The organism is Solibacillus sp. FSL W8-0474 (assembly GCF_038004065.1).
Lineage (GTDB): Bacteria > Bacillota > Bacilli > Bacillales_A > Planococcaceae > Solibacillus > Solibacillus faecavium.
In genome coordinates this window covers 1672439-1688716 of record NZ_JBBOQJ010000001.1, presented here as the reverse complement: position 1 = coordinate 1688716, position 16278 = coordinate 1672439, and the positions used below count along the sequence as shown (strand labels likewise).

The following is a 16278-nucleotide window of genomic DNA, read 5'->3' as shown; positions in this document are numbered from 1 at the left end:
ATAGTACAGGGGGTGATAAAATGAAAGTAAAATTTTATGAAAATAATGAAAAAAGAGTAATGGGTATTACACTCAAAGATTCAGCATTTGCCGAGGATAATAATATGGCCCTACATGTTTGCAAAAACGAAGCCAATATTATCGAAAACCGCCAGCAGCTCGCATCACTGCTGCAAACTGATTTATCAAGGTTTGTGTGCGCTAACCAAACACATAGCGCCAACTTCTTCCGCGTTGAGAAATCAGAAATTGGCAAAGGGACAATAGATAATTCTACAGCCATTTCCGATACCGATGCCCTCTATACGTATGAACCGAATGTCGTGATCTCAAGCTTTACTGCCGATTGTGTACCAGTCTTATTTTATAATGAAAAAACTAAATTAGTCGGTGCCGTTCATTCTGGTTGGCAAGGTACGATTAAAGAGATTACTTTAAAGCTACTCCAGCATTTAAAAACAGAGGAAAATTGTGATTTGCTTGATCTAAAAGTTTTAATCGGACCTGCAATTAGCCAGGAAAAATTTGAAGTGGATGCAGATGTGCAAGAGAAATTCAAAGCGCTCGGCTATGCGGATGAATTTATGTACTGGAATGAAGATACAGGTAAATTCCATATCGATAATCAGTTAACCGTGAAAAAGCAATGTATGCTCGCAGGTGTTCCTGAAGAGAATATTACAATTGACCGCATGTGCACGTTTTTGGATGATGAAGGATTTTCCCATCGCCAAGATCGCAGTATAGGCAGACATTTGAGTTTTGTTATGCGGAGAGAATAGATTTTTGAGTTTGTAAATTACTTCGTGATAGGTGGATTTAATGGTTATTTAATATTCCCTATACTATCTATGAAAAAGCCTAGTTCCTAGCTAAAGGTTGAGGAATTAGGCTTTTCTGATTTTATATTTATATCTGATGATTTTTAAAAGACTTATATGTCAAAGCAGTTAGCAAAATAGATATAATGACAGCAATAAAAATCATCATGATGGGTTGCACTACAGAAAAACCAAAAAGGTTATAAAACACGCCAAGTTCAAAGTGTTCTGCAGCATTCATCATATTTATAGGGAACAAACCAAGTAAAATATGTGCCGTATAAGAAATCTCCGATACATCTATTTTAGGAATGTACAGGACTGCAGCAGATAAAATAACAGTTATAAATGGATTTTTTGCTTTGGAAGATATGAACAAAGTGATTGCTGCCATAAATACCAGCCCTATCAAACTTAAACCCATTGAAAACAGATTTAATTTTATAAAGGTAAAATTATAAGGAGATTGATAATACCAGCTATGAAGCTGTATATTAGCATTCCCCCCATCTAACCCGTAAATTGCTGCATGAAGAATAAAATTTACCGTTGCAAAGAATAAATAAACGGCTAGTGTGAAAATAAATGAACTTATTAACTTTGCTACGATCACTTTATTTTTTCCATACTTTGTCGTTAAAATAATTGCATCTGTTTTTTGACTGTATTCGTCCGAAAAAACAGGAGATAAACTGATAACAATGATCGCACTTACAACTAAAGCTAAGAATATTGAAAAACTTGAACTCATTCTTTCCCAACCATCGTAAAAGTCGAAATAGAAAGGTACTTGAACTTGCTCATACATGTTTAGTAGTTGATCCACTTGACTACTCGTACCAACAGGCCTTGCCTTATCTGTTGCAGGCCCCTTTAGTATATTGTCATAGATACCATCCAAATTACCCGAATTTAAGTCCGATATTATATTAGGCAACCGATCTTCTTGCACACCTATAACTGGTAAAACACCCCAATATTCAGGATTTTTTTGAGCAGCTTCAATGTTTATTTGTTTAATATAATCCTCATTGAGGTAGCCACTTAATTGTCCCTGACGATTTCTTTCATTTTCAATGGCTTGAAAACCCTTTATTTTTTCTGTTTCTGTAATGTAGGAGGTTTCAGTCATTGCGCCAAAGAAAATTGAAGTTAGACTTATTATGAGTGCTGTAATTATTATTAAGATTGTACTACGCTTTCGAATAATTTTTCTGAGCTCAAACGAAATAAGCCCCCTCATTTCATTTCACCTTCCTCAAAATAATGAAGATACAGATCTTCAAGATTAGAGACGCTATTAATTGCATGATTAAAGGGCTTTTTTTCAGAAACAATTCTAATATAGACCATGTCATTTTCATGTTTTAAATTACTGATAGTGAATTTTTGTCCTAATTCATTTGCTTCCTCTTTTGTTACTATACCTTCCCATACATAGCCTTCTATACTACGTGTAATTTCCTTAACGCTCCCCTTGTGTAAAAGCTTACCTGTTTTCATCACAATGATTTCATCTGCAATATACTCAACATCAGAAACGATATGAGTAGATAAAATAATAATTCTATCATTACTTAACGAACTGATAAGATTTCTAAAGCGAACTCTTTCCTTTGGGTCGAGGCCTGCAGTCGGTTCATCCAATATTAATATTTTCGGGTCATTTAGCATTGCTTGAGCAATTCCCAATCGTTGCCGCATTCCACCCGAAAATGTTTTTATTTTTTTATCTTTTTCATCAATTAGACCTACTAAGTCCATCAATTCCAAACTTCTTTGCTTCGCTTTGAAATGAGGAATTCCTTTTAAAGAAGCAATATACATCAGAAAATCAAATGCTTTAAAATCGGGATAGTAACCAAAGTTTTGAGGGAGGTACCCCAATATGTCACGATAATCTTCACCGAGCTTGTTTATTTCAGTTTCATTGTATTTTATTTTGCCAGCTGTCGGTTTTAATATGCCAGTGACTAACTTCAATAATGTTGTTTTTCCCGCCCCATTCGCACCAAGTAATCCATAAACCCCTGCATTAAATTTAGTTGTAAATGCGTCAACAGCAGTCTTATTTTCATATTCTTTACTAATATTTTCTATTGATAGTTCCATAACATTTCCCCTCCACCTTGAGTTGCTTTAATTAACTTAATTATTTCAATGAATAAAGTACCTACTGAAAAAACCAACAAAATAATCCACATAAATGTTGATGTAAGTAAATACCATACATTAAACACAGAAAGGGATCCCAGTACAATTGCAATAATTAAACTAGCAATTAAACAACTGATAACAACTTGTTTCCCATGAAATTTTCTAAGTAAAAACAAATAGATACTATTTGCGAAATTAAACGGAACAAGTAAATACAGCACACCATTTACAAAACTAATTTCATAAAAAATACTAGTCGTAGCTATTAGTATCGTTATAATCAATAAGTCGATTAGTCCTATTATCATTAGGCGTATAGCAATTAACTTTTGGAGATTAAACTTGCTAGTAGATTCGATTTCCCACATATTATAGCTAAAACTTTTTGCGAGTTCGGGTATTGCAACTACTGCAATAATCGGAGCTACGACAGAAAGTACCGTAATAATTGTTTGATGATCATCGATACCATGGGTTGAGAGTGACATGGATAATAAAATGAGTAAAAGGAGTATCGCTTGAACAATCCATATGTAAGAAGAAATATATTTTATCTGCCCTATAAATAATTCTCTAAATGGCATTTTGTAACGAATAGGCGATTTTTCAAATTCCCGTTTGGCAAGCTGTACCGTTTTATCAACCATTAAATTAGGTATTTGAGGAACCTGATAATTTTTTAATGTATCTTCTATCTTTTTATTCTTCAAAATACGTCCTCCCTATATAAGATTTTTTTCAATTTATCCAGCCCTTGTTTTAATCTTGATTTCGTAGTGGCAAGAGAAGCTCCTGTTATTTCGGATATCTCCTTTAGTTTCATATCATGATAAAAGCGTAGAATAATCACATCTTTTTGAATATCTGGCAAACTTCCTAATGCCTTTATGATAATCTCTGATTGTTCTAATCTATTGAAATTACTATCACGATCTGGAACATCCAATAAATCTATGTCTTCAACAACAGCTCCCTTCTTTTTGTAATAATCATGGCATATGTTTCTCGCTATAATAAAAAGGTAATTTCTAAATTTACCTTTATGAACATAGTTATGTATATACTTTGCAAGCCTCAAAAACACTTCTTGCGTTAAATCGGCAGCAACAGAAGTATTTGCTGTTTTTCTAAAACAATAGCTGTATATATCGTTATAGTATTTCCTGATTATTGTATCGAGCGCATCACTATTACCTTGCTGTATTTGCCTTATAAGTCTTTTATCCTCCAACCCGTATCACCACCCAAACATTTACATTTTTCTTGTATATTTAGTTTAACTATTAAATACGTAAAAAGGATTTAAATTTCATCTACTTTTTTATTTAATACTGGTAAAAAGACCGGAAATCCATGCTAAAATTACTTAAATGTTGCGAAATGGTAATTATCAACTAACTGGCAGGTTGGTAGGTTATGAAGACGCTGGAAAGAAGGCGGTTAAATGGAGGTAAATAAAAGAAGGAAGATCATAGGAAAAGGGAAAATAATAATAATCTTGAGCGTGCTATTATTTATTTTTCTTTATTATTACTATGTCTCAATTATATATTTTGGCACAATTGAAATTAGAGAATTAAAACAAGATAATAATGACTTTGTTGTAGTTGTAGAAGGAGACTTTGGTGTTAAAGAAGCTATTCTTAATGAGAAAGATTCATTTAACATAATTGAAAATGAACAGCGCAGAGAAGGGAATATTGCCGAGATATGGAATGACTTATCAGAAGAGGATTATTTCATGAGAATAAAGGTTTATAAAAATCGTAATGGCTTTACGTTAGAAGAAATCTACCTTGATTAAAGAATTTGGGATCCAACTAAGATCAGGGATTTTTTATTAGAACTTTTTGATTAAATATTAGAAAATTTGGGCTGGATATTAGAAGATTTCTAGGAGATATTTGCACATTTCATCAGCTTATTAGCACATCGGACGGATTTATTAGCAAATCGAAATTTTATTAGCACATTATGAAATATATTAGAAAATTTGACCCGATTATTAGAAAATATAAGCGGCTGTCTACACATGAAATGCTCAACTAGAACCTGAGATTATATTAGCACTTTTTTCAATTTATTAGAAAATCCAACCGGGATATTAGAAAATCCCCGGACGATATTTGCACATTTCAACAGCTTATTAGCACGTTAGACGGATATATTAGAAAACTGAAATTTTATTAGCACATTTTCCACGATATTAGAAAATCCGACCCGGTTATTAGAAAATGAAAACCACACTACTAAACTAGATAAAACAAGCGTCTCCATACTAGGAGACGCTTGTTCACATTTATAGACTTTCAATTCTCTCTACATCTGCTGCAGTTAATTCGAAATCGAAAAGATCTAGATTCGCTGCTTGATTTTCACGGTTGTGTGATTTTGGAATAACGATTACACCACGCGCAATTTGATATTTTAGTAATACTTGTGCGCCAGTTTTTCCATACGCTTTACCGATTTCATCCAATACCTCATTTTGATGAGCTTCCGTTTTCATCGGTCCCCATGCAACAGGTGTAATGCCCTCTTCCTCCAATAAAGCAAGAAGTTCATTGTTCTTCTCTTTCAAATTAATTTGTATTTGGTTAACTGCTGGCTTCACTTTCGCGAATTCTTTCAATTCATCTAGCTGGCTTTTTCCAAAGTTCGAAACGCCGATTGCTTTTAGTTTACCAGCCTCGTAATATTCTTCAAAGACTTCCCAAGTATTTTTTAACTGTTCCTTGTCTTCAATAGGGAAATGAATTAGAAGCAAGTCCAGATAATCTGTTTGGAAGTTTTTTAGACTAGAATCGATAGCTGCTCTAGTCGCTTCCTTTGAAGAAATATATTCTTCATTCGCCGGAATTTTTGTCGTAATAAATAACTCTTCTCGAGGCACATTACTTTCTGCTAAAACTCTTCCGACAAGCTCTTCGTTGTTATACATAATCGCACCGTCTATTGATCGATATCCCAACTCAAGTGCTGATACGAGTTCAGGAATTTCATTTTTTAATGCTCCTTTAAATTCGTTATTTTCTTTTCCATACGTATTTGTACCGGTACCAACAATCGGCATTTTTACTCCATTATTAAGTGTGATGTATTCCATAGTTTAGGCACTCCCTTTGAATCTCATTATTTTTCCTGCTACATATATCATAACGAATAATGGAATTTTCAGAAAGTAATAGGTAAAGGTCTCCTTTTTTCCCGCTGAATATGAAAAAAAGAGACACAAATCCATATGCGAATTGTGTCTCCTCTCCCCTATACTATTTTTTGCTAAAAAAGTCGGTGCTGTGCGGTACATGTTTTTTTGCTGTAGGATCAATAAACAATCGTGCCGCATTGATTGCTACCGGCGCTTCACCGAATCCAGTTGCAATCAATTTCACTTTTCCATCGTATGTTGATACGTCACCAACAGCATAGATCCCTTCGATATTGGTTTCCATTTTAGAGTTGACGATAATGGAATTTTTCTCGATTTCCAACCCCCACTGTTTGATTGGACCTAATGAGGATTTAAATCCATAGTTTACGATAATGTCATCAACATCAAGTGTTTCTTTTAGACCTTCTGCATTCCGGATGACAACTTGTTTAATGCCCTTTTCATCACCAAACAACGCATCAGGCATATAAGGCGTTTTTATGTCTACACTTGACTTGAAAAGATTTTCAACACTGTGCTCATGTGCTCTGAATTGATCTCTTCTATGAACAATCGTAACTTTCTTTGCAATGGGCTCAAGCATAAGGGACCAGTCGATAGCTGAGTCCCCTCCGCCGAAAATGACTACATTCTTTCCTTTAAATTCATTTATATTGTTGATGAAATAATGAAGGTTTTTACCCTCGTAATATTCCGCACCTTCAACTTCCAACTGTCTTGGCTGGAATGCACCAAGACCTGCTGTAATAATGATGGTTTTTGAATAATGGATTTCTTCGTTAGTTGTCAGCTTAAATGTGCCATCCTCCAACTTTGTAATTGCTTCAACACTTTGTCCCGTTACGATCGCTTGGTCAAAAGCTGACATTTGCTCTTTTAGATTATTAACAAGTTCCTGCGCTCGCACCTTCGGAAATCCTGCGATATCATAAATATATTTATCTGGATAAAGTGCAGCAAGCTGTCCACCTAATTGCGAGAGACTTTCAATTAACTTAACTTCAAGCTGGCGCATGCCTCCGTAGAATGCTGTAAACATACCTGCAGGGCCTCCACCGATAATCGTGACGTCATATACCTTTAAATCTTCCTTCATATTGATGGCTCCTATCATTATTGGTCTATTTTTTAAAAAGATGGAGTGAGAAATTTGAGTGATAATTTGTTACATCCATTTAACACTTCGATAGTAAGATTCCACTACAATCATTTTCAAAACCTATACTGCTTTTCATAATTGATATATTCTTATTTATGAATCATTAGCCTTCTTTATTCAGGAAGTGGGTATTTTTACAATTTCACACGTTGCAGTCTCAATGCGTTCAACACAACGGATACAGAACTGAATGCCATCGCTGCGCCTGCTACCCATGGAGCGAGGAACCCGAGTGCGGCAATCGGTATTCCGATCACATTATAGGCAAATGCCCAAAATAGATTTTGCTTAATATTTGTCATCGTTTTACGGCTCATTAATATAGCATCCGCAATGCTGTTTAAATCCCCCCGGATCAATGTAATATCTGCCGCTTCCATTGCGACATCTGTTCCTGTGCCAATTGCCATACCAATATGTGCGACCGCAAGAGCCGGGGCATCGTTAATCCCGTCACCAACCATCGCTACTTTACGACCTTGCTGCTTCAAGTTTTCTATTTGCTGTGCCTTTTGTTCTGGAAGTACTTCAGCGATGACTTCATCAATACCCACTTCAGCTGCAATCGCTTGAGCCGTACGTTCATTATCACCCGTAAGCATAATGACTTTCAGACCTAGCGCATGTAAACGGTTTACCGCTTCTGCAGATGTTTCCTTTACGGTATCCGCAACGGCAACGATCGCCGCTAATTGATGATTTATAGCCACTAGCATAGCTGTTTTTCCATGCTGCTCAAACGAAACCATCTGCGTTTCAATTTGATCATTCATATCAATTTGTCGTTGACGTAATAGTTTTCTCGTCCCAACAACTACTTCACGGTCATTCACTTGCGCTTCAATACCGAGCCCCGGAATCGCCTGAAAGCTTGAAACTGTCGGCAACTCAATACCGCGCTGTAATACTCCCTCTACTATTGCTTCTGCTAGAGGATGCTCTGATTGTTTTTCTGCTGCTGCAACAATGCTTAGCACATCATTTTCATTAAAGCCATTGAACATAACCACATCCGTTAAAACAGGCTTACCGTTTGTAACCGTACCTGTTTTATCGACAACAACAGTATCGACAAAGCCGGTTTGTTCCAAATGTTCGCCACCTTTGAACAAGATGCCGAATTGCGCTGCACGCCCTGAGCCGGCCATGATTGAAGTCGGTGTTGCCAATCCTAGTGCACATGGACAAGCGATAACCAGTACGGCAATCGTCGCTTCGAATGCCTGAATAAATTCTCCGCCGATTAACCACCATGCTATAAACGTTAATGCAGCAATCCCAATAACTACCGGCACAAAAATGCTTGATATTTTATCTGCAAGTCGTTGAATGGGTGCTTTGGAGCCTTGTGCCGATTCGACGATTTTAATGATTTGCGCAAGTGCTGTTTCATGACCTACCTTTAACGTTTTCATCTCAAGTGAACCATTTTTATTAAGCGTTGCACCATATACAAGATGCCCCTCACTTTTTTCAACTGGTAAGCTTTCGCCTGTCAGCATTGATTCATCAACAGCGGAGATCCCGGATATTACTTCCCCGTCGACAGGGATTTTCTCACCAGGCTTTACTCTGATGTGATCGCCTAGTCGTACTTCTTCCAGTGGAACTAACTGTTCAACTCCATCGCGAATTACAAGAGCCGATTTTGCCTGCATGCCCATTAATTGTTTAATAGCTTGTGAAGACTTCCCCTTTGCACGAGCTTCGAATAATTTACCTAATAAAATCAACGTAATGAGTACAGCACTCGTTTCAAAATATAAATGCGGCATATGGCCACTTGGGTGTGCCAGCATTTGATAAATACTATAAAAATACGCTGCACTCGTCCCCATGACAACAAGCACATCCATATTGGCTGAACCATTTCGCAGTGATTTATAGGCACCCTCGTAAAATTGCCAGCCGATTATAAATTGAACCGGTGTAGCTAAACTAAGCTGTATCCAAGGATTCATTAAAAGATCCGGAACATATAAAAAGCTTGTAAACGAAAAGTGCGCAACCATCGTCCATAATAGCGGTAATGATAAAATGGCTGCTGCTATAAATTTAACAGTCTGATGCTGGATAGCCTTTTCCCGGCGATCGACCGGATTTCCTTCAACTACCGGCTGTGCACCAAAACCAATTTTTTCAATGCGTGCAATAATATCTGTCACGGAAACTTCGGAAGGGTTAAACTCTACTGTCGCTTTTTCCAATGCCAGATTCACATTTGCATTTGAAATACCGTCAAGCTTTCCAAGAACTTTCTCAATTCTTGCAGAACACGCAGCGCATGTCATCCCCTCGATTGTAAAATCAACTTTTTCCTTTACAACATCATAACCAAGAGCCTGTATTTTTTTCTCGATTTCCAGTGGCTTCAGTACCGTTTCATCGTACTGGACTGCCGCTTTTTCAATAGCTAGATTGACATTGGCAGATTCGACACCATCCATCCGGTTTAAGCCTTTTTCAATACGCGTTGCACATGCTGCACATGTCATGCCCGTCACTTGTACAGTCATTTCCTTTGTCATATTTCCACCTCACTTATACCTATTGGGGGTATAAAACTTTTAAAAAGAGAGGTTCTCTAATAGAAATATAGAGAACCTACCATTTAAACTACATCGTATCCTTGTTCATCAATTGTTTCTTTAATTTGCTCCACAGTAACAGCATCTTCGTTATACGCAACCGCTACCTTTTTTTCAGCCAGGTCAACTTTTACTTCCTGTACACCAGCTAATGCGCCAACACTTGTTTCTACAGCTTTTACACAATGCCCGCATGTCATACCATTTACATTTAAAATTACGTTTTCCATTCTCGAACACTCCTTATTTTTTCATCATTTTTTGAATTGTAACTACTAGCTCGTCTAATACTTCCGTATCGCCTTCATTTAAACGATCGACTACACAGCCTTTTAGATGACCTTCCAGCAAAATTTTCGCGACACTATTTAAAGCAGATTGAGTGGCCGATAATTGCGTAATGACATCATCACAGTAAATATCTTTCTCAATCATACCTTTAATCCCACGAATTTGCCCCTCGATACGATTTAACCTTGTCGTCAAATCTTTTTTGATTGGTTCAGGATGATGACTTTTACGACAGCTCACTTCATGAGTGTCCAATATTTCATTGTTTTCATGAATCATTCAATCAATCCCCCTTACTTATTTTTACATTACCATACCTATAAGGGGTATGTAAAGTTCGAAGACGTCCTTATTTATTTGCAATTTCCACCTACATATACATTTAGCAAAAAAAGCGCTGAAGCTCTTATAAAAGAACTTCAACGCGATTATTTTATATATACACCATAATGAAATTTTGCAGTTAATCGGATATCCCGTTGAAATTGATACCGTTCAAACCAATCCGATTTATAATGTGCTTTTAAAACAACTCGCCTTTTAGCAACCCGCTTTGCTTCTTTCACCCATTCGTCCGTTAACGGTATATGATCACCTGCAAAGCGTAATGCTTCGAAATTTGTCGATTCCTCAATGACTTCCTCGAACATTGGATCCATGTATACAATATCAAAGCTGGCATCTTCCTGCTTCTTTAAAAATTCTAGCGCAGTAGTATGTATGACTTCAATATTTCGCATACAGCTAGTTAACGGAAGTTCGGTCGTATCGTATGTTTGCATTCCTGTTTTCACAATAAACGCTACATTTTTATCTGCTTCCAAACCCGTCACTTTACCTGTTTCACCTACTGCAAATGCTGCTAATAAGCTGTCAGATCCGATCCCGAGCGTACAATCTAAAAACGTATCGCCTTTTTGTAAAGCAGACGCTGTAAGCAATGGCTCTTCTTCACCACGAGCGACACGTTTTAATCGAAAGGCAGCGGAATTCGGATGAAAAAAGAAAGGCGCCTCGGCACCTTTCGCATAGTATTCGAAACGATTTTTACCCGCAACGATTACGTTCGCATCGTAAATTTCAGCAAGTTTACGTACAGAACGTTTTTGTCGTGGAATAATCTCTGCATTTAGTTCCTGACTTGCCAATTCAGCTAATTTTAGCGATTGCTCGTCTGGTCTACCTGCAGTCGTGACGATTGTTAATCGGCACATACTTGCTTTAACACATCTACTAAATGATCACGAATTTGCTCCATTGGGAAGCCTTCGATTTGTTCACGTGGAATGAAATATGCTAATTGACCGCCTTTTAAAATTGCCATAGAAGGCGAACTTGGTGGCACTTCATCAAAATAGCCGCGCATTGCTGCTGTTGCTTCAGGATCTTGACCAGCAAAAACCGTTACTAATTGATCCGGTTTTACCTCCGCCACTGCTTCACGGGCAGCCGGACGTGCTAAGCCTGCCGCACAACCACATACTGAGTTAATGACAACAAGAGCTGTCCCCTTCGTTTCTGCCATGAATTCATGTACACTATCCGCCGTTGTTAATTGTGTGAAGCCCGAATTTTCAAGCTCTGTACGCATTGGCTGTGTTACTTGACGCATGTATTCATCATAAGCATTTGTCATTTTTCATAACCTCTTTCTGTTTCTTATCTATTCACAATGCCCATTATATCAATGATTTTCCGAGATGTACAAAGATTGGATTGTAGGGATATTCGGATTTTTAAATCATTTTCCGTTCTAAAATTAATTTAAATATTTATAATAAATTTTATTACAAGTCAAGTTTGAACAATAGCTTGTTGAATGAATTTCCATAATTGTTACAAATTTATGAATTGTACTTCCTCGAACACAATTCGACACTTGGAAAATTTTGAATAAGATACCATATAAATGTCATAATCTTATTTCAGCCACAAGTCGCAGATTACTAATAATATCGATTGGAGAGTTAATAGTTTATGTTGAAGATCTACTTGTTAAAAAAATTGTTAAAACTAAGAATTGAATTGAAAAGAAAATATATGTATAGAAAAGCAAAAGATTTAGGTTACACCCATCCTCAGGTAGTCAATTGCAGTCAGGAATTAGATGAATTACTTAATATGTATTCTGATGTAGCTGCTTAAGTTTTAATATTTTATAAAGAAATAAGATGAGACCATTACCTTCACCACAACCGTAATTTTACGACCATGTGCGCAAGGATTTCAATTTCACTTACTGATCTCCCCGAACAGAAAATCCTGGGGGGAAAGTAAATTAGCTTTAATCGTAGTGAGCTAATTCATGTGTATAACCTTTAACTTAGGACACTTCTTTCGTATAAGTATAAGCAGTAGGCTGCTTAAATTATATGAGAGGCTGTCCTTCTTTTTGTTACGAAAGCGAATAATTAATATAGAAAAATACATAAACTTTAACCATTCCTTACAACGCCTCATCAATATGTTAAAATAATAAAAATAATAATATATAAGGTAGGAACAGCATGAATATAGTCCCTTACGAAACAAAATATGCAGCACAAATTGCAGCACTATTAAATAATTATTTACCATTTGAAATCGAAACGGCCAACACCATCGAACTGGCTGGTGGCATACGCTTTTTAGCGGTTAATGAATTTGATGAAGTGATTGGTTATATTGCCGGATATGAAATTACTGATTTCGATAAAGACTTTCCTTATTTCCAGGATAAATTGCAGTTTTTAAAAGATCGTGTGGAAGAAGGCATTACCTTTTATACAAGCCACTTTGTCGTCCATCCAAACGAACGGAAAAAGGGCATTGGGAAAGGACTATTGCTTGCTTACCTCAAAGCAGTTGAACCAATAGTACAAACGATTATAACGGTTGGCTGGGTTCAGTCTGATACAAAACGCTGGGCAGCTGAGCGACAATTTGTAGAACAAGGCTTTGAATCGGTCATATATATGCCGCGCTATTTTGAGCCGTACAATGTCGAATGTCCAAGCTGTAAAGGACTTTGCTACTGCGATGCCCATATTTTTATGAAATAATCAATACCTAAAGCGGTATGTTTAAAAAACTGCTTTAGGTTTTTATTTGCTGTAATGAGCGTAATTCCCTCTCGATGTACACCCTACCCATACAATTGCTCCCCTTAAACAGACATCAAAAATTCATATGTCACAATTTAGACACATCTATATATCCCCATAACCATTTAATGTAAACAACAATTTTATTGTCTAATCTACAAATTTCCGGGAATAAAAAAGATTTATAGACATGTAATTTTCTTCTAAGAAAAAAATAACTAAATCTAATAGAATTTTCACTTTCAAGAGATAATTCTGAATTTTTTATAAAAATGGTTTTTAAGTAATTTCTTACTATACTTAAAAAGTTATTTTAATATTGGAGGAGAGACCATGGATAAAAAACAAAAAAAATCCTTGATCGATCGATTTTTGAATGGAATAGAAACAGCAGGTAATAAGTTGCCTGACCCGATTACTATTTTCGCCATTTTAGCAGGTTTAGTATTACTTGCTTCTTGGTTAATGAACAAAATCGGTCTTACAGCGGTGAGTCCAACTTCCGGTGAAACATTGGAAGTTGTAAACTTACTTTCTAAAGAAGGCTTACATCAAATATTAACGAATATGGTGTCGAACTTCACGAGCTTTGCGCCACTTGGTATCGTGATTGTTGCAATGATTGGTATTGGGGTAGCTGAGCATAGTGGTTTAATTACTACTATGATGAAAAAGACAGTACTATCTGCACCAAAAAGCTTGATCGTACCTGTTTTAATCTTCACAGCGATTTTTGGTAGTGTCGCAACAGATGCCGCATACATCATCTTGCCACCTATTGCTGCAATGATCTTCATGAGTATTGGACGCCATCCATTAGTTGGTATGGTTGCGGCTTATGCAGCAATTGCTGGTGGATTTAGTGCGAATATCTTAATTACATCACTGGATGTATTACTTGTAGGAATTACACAAGAAGCTGCACGCCTAGTTGACCCGGACTTTACAGGTCTTGCAACTATGAACTACTACTTCATGGCCGTATCGACTGTATTATTAATAGCAGTGGCGACATGGGTAACAGTAAAAATCGTTGAGCCCCGCTTCGGTAAATACGAAGGTAAAGTGGAAGTATTAGAAAAAGTAACACCAAAGGAAAGCAAAGCTCTTATTTGGGCAACAGTTTCTGCGCTTATTTATATCGCAATTCTGTTAGTTACTGTACTTCCGGAAAACGGTATTTTACGCGGTGAAAATGGTGCATTTTTACAGTCACCATTCATGTCTGGTATCGTACCATTAATGTTATTCCTTTTCTTAATTCCTGGTATCGTATACGGAATGGTAGTCGGTACAATCAAATCAGACCGCGACGTTGCGGGAATGATGTTTAAATCAATGGCAGATCTGAGCTCATTCATCGTGCTAGCATTCGTTGCTGCACAAATGATCGCGTTCTTCAGCTGGAGTAATATTGGCACAATTTTAGCGATTAAAGGTGCTGAAACATTACAGGCTATGAACTTCACAGGTGTACCGATGTTCATCGGATTCATCTTCATCGTAGCGTTAGTTAACTTACTAATGGCTTCAGCTTCTGCGAAATGGGTTCTTCTTGCACCAATTTTCGTACCGATGTTTATGTATTTAGGGTACTCACCTGCTGTCACGCAAATGGCGTACCGCGTTGGTGATTCTATTACAAACCCAATCACACCACTTCTTGCCTACTTTGCAATGCTACTTGCATTTGCACGTAAGTATGATAAAAACATTAAGATGGGTACTTTAATTTCAGCTTTAATTCCGTATTCCATTTTCTTCGCGATTATGTGGATTATTTTATTCAGTGTATGGTTGTTACTAGGCTTACCAATGGGTCCTGGTGAAACGTTACACATCAATAATTAACAACTGGCTCTCGACCTTTGCTTTACTGGTCGGGAGTTTTTTTATCTTGAAAAAAGGTATTTAGCAAATTTACATTGCTAAATACCTTCTGCTTCTTCATTTATTTAATTTACTGAAGCCATATTTTTAAAAATGGAAATCATCTTCACAAATTATTTCTTCCTTTGGATCATAAGGTTCTATATGAACAAGGGTTGTCGTATATTTACTCAATTGTTCCACTGCTGATTCGATTTGTTCGGTGATCGCATGCGAGTCCCTAACATTTAGATTTGGATTCACACGTACCGTAACATCGACCAAAATTAAACTCCCATGTTGTCTGCCACGTACATCGACCACTTCGCGCACACGAGGAATTTGTGCTACACGTTCCTCTATTGATGAGATTAATTCCGTGTCAAATCCATCCGTTAAAGAGAAGACCGCTTCTTTAAAAATTTCTATTGCCGTTTTAATAATAATCAATCCAATTATAAACGCTGTAATCGTATCGACTACCGGAAATCCTAGAATTGCTGCACTAATCCCTATCGCTGTACCTATACTGACTAAAGCATCCGAACGATTATCGTAGGCTGCCGCTTTTACAGCTGAGCTATTAATTTTTGTAGCTAATTTTAAATTATATTTATACACTGCAAACATTACTACCGCGCTAAAAATTGCGACAATAATCGTAATGGCAGATGGTTCTTGATTAATAGGATTTACTATTTTCTCCCCTGCCGATAAAAGAACTTCAATGCCCACGTAAATCATGATAAATGAGGCAACAAGTGAAGCGATTGTTTCTGCACGGAAATGTCCATAGCGATGATCATCATCCGCAGGACGCTGTGAAATTCGCAGTCCGATTAATACTGCGATTGATGCTATAATATCGGTCGTATTATTTAAACCGTCCGCTTTTAATGCTTCTGAACCTCCTATAAAACCTACAGTAAGCTTCAGTACACTTAAAAATATGTAGGCAACAATGGATAAATAGGCACCTTTTTCACCAGCCCGTAAATTTGTATATTGCTCCAAAATGTTTCCTCCTTGAAAAACTTCTTTAAACACGAAAGAGGTTACCCCTTTTCTATAAATCAGAAAAGGAAGTAACCTCCAAAAATGCAGTTTAGAACATTATATCAAAAATATATTGAGCTGA

17 protein-coding genes are annotated in these 16278 nt (G+C 36.7%); 5 read left to right on the top strand and 12 right to left on the bottom strand.

The annotated features are described in order from the left end of the window. Window positions 1–20 precede the first annotated feature (20 nt). Complete coding sequence (gene pgeF, locus NYE67_RS08295; RefSeq protein WP_340727748.1) at window positions 21–782, top strand: peptidoglycan editing factor PgeF; 762 nt, start codon at window positions 21–23, stop codon at window positions 780–782. Window positions 783–909: 127 nt separating this feature from the next. Here pgeF and NYE67_RS08290 read toward each other — a convergent pair whose 3' ends face one another. The 4 genes from NYE67_RS08290 to NYE67_RS08275 are packed head-to-tail and all read right to left on the bottom strand — an operon-like array spanning window position 910 to window position 4209. Then, window positions 910–2064, bottom strand: a complete 1155-nt coding sequence (locus tag NYE67_RS08290) for an ABC transporter permease (RefSeq protein ID WP_340729700.1) — start codon at window positions 2062–2064, stop codon at window positions 910–912. After that, window positions 2061–2933 (bottom strand): ABC transporter ATP-binding protein, encoded by an 873-nt coding sequence (locus NYE67_RS08285; protein ID WP_340729699.1) that lies wholly within the window; start codon window positions 2931–2933, stop codon window positions 2061–2063. The genes NYE67_RS08290 and NYE67_RS08285 overlap by 4 nt, the downstream gene beginning before the upstream one ends. Continuing rightward, window positions 2918–3688, bottom strand: a complete 771-nt coding sequence (locus tag NYE67_RS08280) for a hypothetical protein (RefSeq protein WP_340729698.1) — start codon at window positions 3686–3688, stop codon at window positions 2918–2920. The genes NYE67_RS08285 and NYE67_RS08280 overlap by 16 nt, the downstream gene beginning before the upstream one ends. After that, entirely contained in the window at window positions 3685–4209 is a 525-nt protein-coding gene (locus NYE67_RS08275; protein WP_340729697.1) for an RNA polymerase sigma factor, read from the bottom strand. The genes NYE67_RS08280 and NYE67_RS08275 overlap by 4 nt, the downstream gene beginning before the upstream one ends. A 213-nt stretch (window positions 4210–4422) precedes the next feature. Here NYE67_RS08275 and NYE67_RS08270 point away from each other — a divergent pair, with 213 nt between their 5' ends. Further along, window positions 4423–4782 (top strand): hypothetical protein, encoded by a 360-nt coding sequence (locus tag NYE67_RS08270; RefSeq protein WP_340729696.1) that lies wholly within the window; start codon window positions 4423–4425, stop codon window positions 4780–4782. A 495-nt stretch (window positions 4783–5277) separates the two neighbouring features. Here NYE67_RS08270 and NYE67_RS08265 read toward each other — a convergent pair whose 3' ends face one another. The 7 genes from NYE67_RS08265 to NYE67_RS08235 all read right to left on the bottom strand — a co-directional run bounded on the left by NYE67_RS08265 (window position 5278) and on the right by NYE67_RS08235 (window position 11824). Continuing rightward, window positions 5278–6084 carry an aldo/keto reductase gene (locus NYE67_RS08265; protein ID WP_340727747.1) on the bottom strand — a complete coding sequence of 269 codons (807 nt, stop codon included), beginning with the start codon at window positions 6082–6084 and terminating at the stop codon, window positions 5278–5280. A gap of 163 nt (window positions 6085–6247) precedes the next feature. Next, the gene (locus NYE67_RS08260) at window positions 6248–7246 is read right to left on the bottom strand and encodes an NAD(P)/FAD-dependent oxidoreductase (RefSeq protein ID WP_340727746.1); all 999 of its coding nucleotides are present in this window, start codon (window positions 7244–7246) and stop codon (window positions 6248–6250) included. A gap of 197 nt (window positions 7247–7443) precedes the next feature. Continuing rightward, a complete protein-coding gene (locus tag NYE67_RS08255; protein WP_340729695.1) occupies window positions 7444–9837 on the bottom strand; it encodes a heavy metal translocating P-type ATPase in 2394 nt (797 codons plus the stop codon). A gap of 83 nt (window positions 9838–9920) precedes the next feature. Continuing rightward, window positions 9921–10127, bottom strand: a complete 207-nt coding sequence (gene copZ, locus NYE67_RS08250) for a copper chaperone CopZ (RefSeq protein ID WP_340729694.1) — start codon at window positions 10125–10127, stop codon at window positions 9921–9923. A 13-nt stretch (window positions 10128–10140) separates the two neighbouring features. Next, window positions 10141–10467: a metal-sensitive transcriptional regulator gene (locus tag NYE67_RS08245; RefSeq protein ID WP_191699179.1), complete on the bottom strand. Its 327-nt coding sequence runs from the start codon at window positions 10465–10467 to the stop codon at window positions 10141–10143. A gap of 149 nt (window positions 10468–10616) precedes the next feature. Then, window positions 10617–11402: a class I SAM-dependent methyltransferase gene (locus NYE67_RS08240; RefSeq protein ID WP_340729693.1), complete on the bottom strand. Its 786-nt coding sequence runs from the start codon at window positions 11400–11402 to the stop codon at window positions 10617–10619. After that, on the bottom strand, window positions 11390–11824 hold the full coding sequence (locus NYE67_RS08235; RefSeq protein ID WP_191699181.1) for a BrxA/BrxB family bacilliredoxin: 435 nt from the start codon (window positions 11822–11824) through the stop codon (window positions 11390–11392). The genes NYE67_RS08240 and NYE67_RS08235 overlap by 13 nt, the downstream gene beginning before the upstream one ends. A 341-nt stretch (window positions 11825–12165) precedes the next feature. On the opposite strand from NYE67_RS08235, the gene NYE67_RS08230 reads away from it, so the two are divergent. The 3 genes from NYE67_RS08230 to NYE67_RS08220 all read left to right on the top strand — a co-directional run bounded on the left by NYE67_RS08230 (window position 12166) and on the right by NYE67_RS08220 (window position 15122). Beyond that, window positions 12166–12333 (top strand): aspartyl-phosphate phosphatase Spo0E family protein, encoded by a 168-nt coding sequence (locus tag NYE67_RS08230; protein WP_340729692.1) that lies wholly within the window; start codon window positions 12166–12168, stop codon window positions 12331–12333. Between the two features lie 362 nt (window positions 12334–12695). Next, window positions 12696–13229, top strand: a complete 534-nt coding sequence (locus tag NYE67_RS08225; protein WP_340729691.1) for a GNAT family N-acetyltransferase — start codon at window positions 12696–12698, stop codon at window positions 13227–13229. Between the two features lie 375 nt (window positions 13230–13604). Continuing rightward, window positions 13605–15122 carry an AbgT family transporter gene (locus tag NYE67_RS08220; RefSeq protein WP_340729690.1) on the top strand — a complete coding sequence of 506 codons (1518 nt, stop codon included), beginning with the start codon at window positions 13605–13607 and terminating at the stop codon, window positions 15120–15122. Between the two features lie 126 nt (window positions 15123–15248). Here NYE67_RS08220 and NYE67_RS08215 read toward each other — a convergent pair whose 3' ends face one another. Further along, complete coding sequence (locus NYE67_RS08215) at window positions 15249–16154, bottom strand: cation diffusion facilitator family transporter (RefSeq protein WP_340727738.1); 906 nt, start codon at window positions 16152–16154, stop codon at window positions 15249–15251. Window positions 16155–16278 lie beyond the last annotated feature (124 nt).